The organism is Alcanivorax sp. HI0083, assembly GCF_001635175.1.
This window is the reverse complement of sequence record NZ_LWFX01000900.1, coordinates 1-6182: the sequence shown is the minus strand read 5'-3', so window position 1 is coordinate 6182 and position 6182 is coordinate 1. Positions and strand designations below refer to the sequence as shown.

General features: G+C 60.6%; 4 protein-coding genes. All 4 read left to right on the top strand.

The window, feature by feature from the left end:
- Positions 1-526 (top strand): chemotaxis protein CheW (locus A3754_RS08940; RefSeq protein ID WP_197468584.1); only part of this gene is annotated, 526 nt, incomplete at its 5' end.
- 58 nt (positions 527-584) lie between these two features.
- Positions 585-2609, top strand: coding sequence for a methyl-accepting chemotaxis protein (locus A3754_RS08935; protein WP_063519388.1), 2025 nt, complete (start codon positions 585-587; stop codon positions 2607-2609).
- Between the two features lie 31 nt (positions 2610-2640).
- Positions 2641-3519, top strand: a complete 879-nt coding sequence (locus A3754_RS08930; RefSeq protein ID WP_063519387.1) for a protein-glutamate O-methyltransferase CheR — start codon at positions 2641-2643, stop codon at positions 3517-3519.
- A gap of 167 nt (positions 3520-3686) precedes the next feature.
- Positions 3687-6182: Hpt domain-containing protein (locus A3754_RS08925; protein ID WP_197468583.1), on the top strand; the 2496-nt coding region annotated here is incomplete at its 3' end.

The window sequence follows — 6182 nt, the reverse complement described above, 5'->3', positions numbered from 1 at the left end:
CTACATCAAACTGGCTGAATACAATCAGCGCTGCCGGGAGCAGGCCAAAGATCTGCCCATGCAGCAGGATGCGGTCAGCTACTGGAGTGGCGTAGGCTTTGTGCTCGACGGCAAGAAATACGTGGCACCGCTGGATGAGGTTTCCGAAATCCTCTCGGTGCCGGCTTACACCCGCATTCCCGGCGCACGCAGCTGGATGAAAGGGGTAGCCAACGTCCGGGGCCGCCTGATGACCGTCATGGATCTCAGCGGCTTTCTGGAAAAGAGTTCACCGGTTCAGGAAAAGCGCCGCCGGCTGCTGGTGCTGGACCAGGACGACCTCTACACCGGCATGGCCGTGGACGAGGTACTGGGGATGCAACATTTTCCCATTGATGAATTTGTGGAATCACTGCCGGTCAGCGACACCAGCGTCACGAACTTTGTGCGCGGGGCCTACCGACGGGAAGGGGAGTATTGGTCCGTGTTCAGCCTCACCCGGCTGGCAGAGGACCCGCGTTTTATGCAGGTAGCCCGTACCGGCTAACGGCATAGAACAACTCGGGGAATATAAGAAGAGTGAACGCCAGGCCAGGAGCCAGACTATGAAGTTCAATTCGGGAGCATTGTTCGAAAAATTGCGGGGGGGCTCAGGCGGCGGCACGCTGAATATTGCCCTTTATGTGGGCCTTGCCATCTTTGTGCTATTGGCACTGGCCAACTTCCTGCTGTCCGCCACCACGGCAAACAAGGCGCAGGAGAACATTACCCGCGCTTCCGAAATGCGGGTAATTTCCCAGCAGATCGCCAAAAACGCCCTGGAAGCGGCCGCCGGTAACGCCGACGCCTTCGAATTGCTGGATAAATCCCAGAAAAGCTTCCAGTCCGCCTGGGACGACGTCAAGGACGAGCCGGTCAGCGACCCGCAAGCCATGGCCCGCCTGCAAACCCTGTGGGATGAAGTGAACGCCAACGCCGGCGTGATCCTGAAAGGGGAAGACACGGTACTGGATCTGCACGAAGTGGCAGACACTCTGGCCCAGACCATTCCTTCCCTGCAGGCCGAATACGAAGGCGTCGTGGAAATTCTGGTGGCCACCGATGCGGAACCGGAACAGATTGCCTTTGCGCAGCGCCAATCCTGGCTGGCTGAGCGCATCGTACGGTCCATCGCCAAGGTACTGGAAGGTGGCGACGGCGCGGTGATCGCGGCGGACTCCTTCGGCCGTGATGCCAGCCTGTTCGGTCGTGTCATGAACGGCATGATCGAAGGCGATGCCGCCATGGGTATTGACCAGGTGAATGACCCCGACGCCCTGGATTACCTGGCCGAAATTGCTGACCTGTTCGACGAATTCGTTAACCAGTCCGTGGATGAAATCCTGGAAACTGCCCCCGAGCTGTTCCAGGTACGTAACGCGGCCGACACCATCTTCCGTCGCTCCCAGGACCTGCTGCAGGAATCCACCAACCTGAACAACCAGTTCGAAGACAGCACCAGCGGGCTGTTCCCCTCGGTATGGCTGGGTGGCGTTTGCGCCGGTCTGGCCGTGTTGTTCTTCTTTATCATCATGGCCCAGCGGAACCGCCAGGCTGCGAAGCTGAAAGACGAACTGGAAAGTGAGAACCAGCGTAACCAGGCGGCGATTCTGCGTCTGCTCGACGAACTGGGCGACCTGGCTGACGGTGACCTGACCGTACAGGCAACGGTAACCGAGGACTTCACCGGTGCCATCGCTGACTCCATCAACTACTCCATTGACCAGCTGCGCAGCCTGGTACAGACGATCAACAACTCAGCGGTACAGGTGGCCTCGGCGGCCCAGGAGACCCAGTCCACGGCGATGCATCTGGCCGAAGCGTCCGAGCACCAGGCCCAGGAAATCGCCGGCGCCTCCGCCGCGGTAAACGAAATGGCGGTCTCCATTGACCAGGTATCCGCCAACGCCGCCGAATCGGCAGCGGTAGCGGAACGGGCGGTAGCCATCGCCAACAAGGGCGCCGAAGTGGTACAGGCCACCATCCACGGCATGGACACCATTCGCGAACAGATCCAGGAAACCTCCAAACGGATCAAGCGTCTGGGTGAATCCTCCCAGGAAATTGGTGACATCGTATCCCTGATTAACGACATCGCCGACCAGACCAACATCCTCGCCTTGAACGCCGCCATTCAGGCGTCCATGGCCGGCGAAGCCGGCCGGGGCTTCGCGGTGGTTGCGGATGAGGTACAACGCCTGGCGGAACGTTCCGCGGCGGCAACCAAGCAGATTGAAACCCTGGTAAAAACCATTCAGACCGATACCAACGAAGCGGTTATCTCCATGGAAGCCACCACTGCCGAGGTAGTGAAAGGGGCACGCCTGGCACAGGACGCGGGTGTGGCACTGGAAGAAATCGAGAACGTATCCAAGACCCTGGCGGACCTGATCCAGAACATCTCCAACGCGGCGCGCCAGCAGGCAGCCTCCGCGGGTCACATTTCCAACACCATGAACGTGATCCAGGAAATTACCTCACAGACCTCTGCCGGTACCACTGCGACAGCACGGTCTATTGGTAACCTGGCCGAGATGGCCCAGGAAATGCGTAACTCCGTTGCCGGCTTCCGCCTGCCGGAGCACTCCTGATCCGGCCTGAGCCGGTCTCGGGAGACGTGCCATGGGTGCTGCAGTGACAGATCGCTGGTCGATCAAAAGCACGCCCGCCATGGATGCGGAGCAGTTCCAGCTATGGCAGGCGCTGCTTGAAGACCGCACCGGCATGACGCTGTCCAACGAACGCAAGACCTTCCTCGAAACCAGCTTGAACATTCGCATGCGCGAGCTGGGCATCGAGGACTACGACACCTATTACGAACACCTGATGGTGGGCTCAACCCAGTCGCGGGCCATGGAATGGTCGGTGCTGGTGGACCGTCTCACCGTTCAGGAAACCAGCTTCTTCCGGCATCCCGGCTCCTACGCACTGGTGGAAGAGTTCACCCAGCGCTTCATGGCCGAACAGCCGGATGGTGCCAGCCTGGATGTGTGGAGCGTGGGGTGCTCCACCGGCGAGGAAGCTTATTCCCTCGCCATGATGATCAACGAACAGTTTTCCGCCAGCGAGCGAAAGCTGTTCTACGGCATCACCGCCACCGATATCAGCCTGCCCACCCTGGCCAAGGCCCGCAAAGGCGAATACGCCGCGCGCCGGGTATTGCAGGTCGATCCACTGTTGCGGGACAAGTATTTCGAGCCCACGGGGAACGGGCAAACCGTAACGATCACCGGAGCACTGCGCGAACGCATCTGCTTCGCGCGGCTCAACGTGCTGGACCTCAGCACGGCACCGATGAACAACATGGACCTGATTTTTTGTCAGAACATGCTGATTTACTTCCGCCGCTGGCGTAAACGCCAGATTGTGAACCGGCTGGCGGAACGGCTCGCACCGGGAGGCATCCTGGTACTCGGGCCCGGGGAAGTGACCGATTGGCAACATCCGGATCTGGAACGCATTCATTTTGCTGATACGTTGGCATTCCGGCGCTGTAGATAAGACATAAAACAACAAGCTGCACGCAACACGCAGCGCACGAAAAAGAAAAACGCTTGGGGCGGCACCCATACAGGAATGACCTGCATGAGGCGTGCTGCATGTTACGTGCTGCGTATTACAGAAACCTGCCCGCAGTGACGGCAGGTTTGAGTATGACAGGAGACGTCATGAGTGACCGTCACGACTATCTGGCTCTGGACTGGGTTCGCGGGGAAATCCAGGAAACCCTGAACCAGGCGCAACAGGCACTGGAATCGTTCGTGGACAACCCGGACGACGCTACCCGTATGCGTTTCTGCCAGACCCACCTGCACCAGGTGTACGGCACCTTGCAGATGGTGGAGTTCTACGGTGCGGCGCTGCTCGCCGAGGAAATGGAAAAACTGGCGCAGGCACTGCTCGAGGGCAACGTGGGCAATGTGACCGACAGCCAGGAAACCCTGATGCGGGCGATCCTGCAATTGCCGCCGTACCTGGACCGGGTCGCCAGCAACCGCCGTGATCTGCCCGTGGTACTGCTGCCGCTGCTCAACGACCTGCGTGCCGCCCGCGGTGAATCCCTGTTGTCGGAAACCTCCCTGTTCAAACCGGACCTCACCGACGCCACCGGCCAGGGCCAGATTCCTGACGACCTGCTCAACGACCCGCGCTTTATCCTGCTGGCGAAAAAAGTTCGTCAGATGTTCCAGATCGCCCTGCTCGGCGTGCTGCGCAACGACAACATGGGCGAAAACCTGGGCTACATGGCCAAGGTCTTCACCAAACTGGAACAGATCACCGGCGATGCGCCACGGGCACCGCTGTGGTCCATCAGCAATGCGCTGGTGGAGGGCCTCTCTGAAGACGCCATCATCCTTGGCACCTCAGTGAAACTGATGCTCGGTCACGTGGACCGCAACCTGCGGGAACTGGCCGTGGAGGGCGCGGCCAGCCTGAACCGTCCCGCCCCCACAGAACTGCTCAAGAACCTGCTCTACTACGTGGCCAAGGCCGATGTGGACAGCCCGCGTATCCGCGACATAAAAGCCCGTTTCCGGCTGGATGACGCGCTGCCCTCCGATGATCTGGTCAACGAAGAACGACAACGGATGACCGGCCCGGATGCCCAGGCCATGAACTCCGTGGTGCAGGCGCTTTCTGAAGAACTGACCACCGTCAAAGACGCCCTGGAAAGCTTTGTTCACAGTGGTGACACCGATACCAGCAAGCTGCAACCGCTCACCCTGACCCTGAAGCAGGTGGCCGACACCGTGGCCGTACTGGGCCTGGGCCAGCCCCGGGCACTGGTGGAAGAACAACTCCACGCCATGGAAGATATCGTCGCCGGCAACGCACCCGCCGAACGCGAAAGCCTGATGGATATCGCCGGGGCCCTGCTCTACGTGGAAGCGACCCTGGCCGGCATCAGTGGCGACCAGCGCAATGCACGAAGCTACAACGGCCAGGGCGATGACATGCCCAGCCATGTGGGCCAGGCCATGGACGCGGTGCTGCGCGAATGCCGCGCCGGGCTGGAAGAAGCCAAAGACGGCATCGTGGAATTCATTGCCTCGCAGTGGAATACCGATCCGCTGCAAGTGGTACCGGAGCGCCTCAATGCGGTCCGCGGTGGCCTGGATGTGATCCAGCTGAGCAAGCCCGCGCTGATTTTGCGCCAGTGCGTCCAGTTCATCGAAGAAAAGCTGCTGCAAGCGGACCAGCCCAAACCGGACTGGCGCAGCATGGACACCCTGGCCGACGCCATCACCTCGGTGGAATATTACCTGGAACGTCTCAGCGACGATCCGGCCACCACCGACGATATTCTGCAGCTGGCGCGAGCCAGTGTGGAAGCACTCGGCTACCCGCTGGAAGAAGAGCAGGACTTCACCGATAACGCTATCGATGTAGAACGCATTGAACTGGAACAAGCGGAACTGGACACCCCGCACGACGACGCCGACACCAGCGCCGTTGCCGAGCACGATGTGGATGCCTGGTCCGGCTTCTCTGCCAACAGCGAGCTGCCCGACGACGAAACCGACAACGCCGAGCCGGAAGAAGACGCCACCCTGGAACTGCAGCCGCTGGCCAGTGACGACGACGCGCCGGATTTCGACAGCAGCAATGATGACGAGCTGCTCGACCCCACGCTGGAAATCACCGCACCGGCAGAGCCTGAAGGCCACGTCGTCGTCAGCGCCGACGCCTCCCCGGAAGACGATGACGACAACCTGATCGATGACGAAATCATCGAGATCTTCCAGGAAGAAGTGGGCGAAGTACTGGACGCCCTGGACGAATACTTCCCGCGCTGGGCCGCCAACACCAGCGACGAAGAGTCCCTGGTGGAATTCCGCCGCGCCTTCCACACCCTGAAAGGCTCCGGTCGCATGGTCGGTGCCAGCACCGTGGGCGAACTGGGCTGGTCCGTGGAAAACATGCTGAACCGGGTCATCGATCGCACCATTGTGCCCACCGCCGTGCTGATCGCCCTGGTGCAGGAAGTCCGTAATCGCGTGCCGGCCCTGGTTGATGCCTTTACCCTGCGCCAGCCGGACCCGTTTGATGTACAACCCCTGGCCGATGCCGCCGATACCCTGGCCGCCGGCGGCCAGATCGACGAAGTCCCTGATGTCGGCGCTGCCGACAGCACAAGCGAAGAAGCCGCAGAAAGCGTCGAC

Bases quoted from the DNA above. Each gene is read 5' to 3' on its own strand.
- A3754_RS08935 (WP_063519388.1), top strand. From the start codon at position 585: ATGAAGTTCAATTCGGGAGCATTGTTCGAAAAATTGCGGGGGGGCTCA.
- A3754_RS08930 (WP_063519387.1), top strand. From the start codon at position 2,641: ATGGGTGCTGCAGTGACAGATCGCTGGTCGATCAAAAGCACGCCCGCC.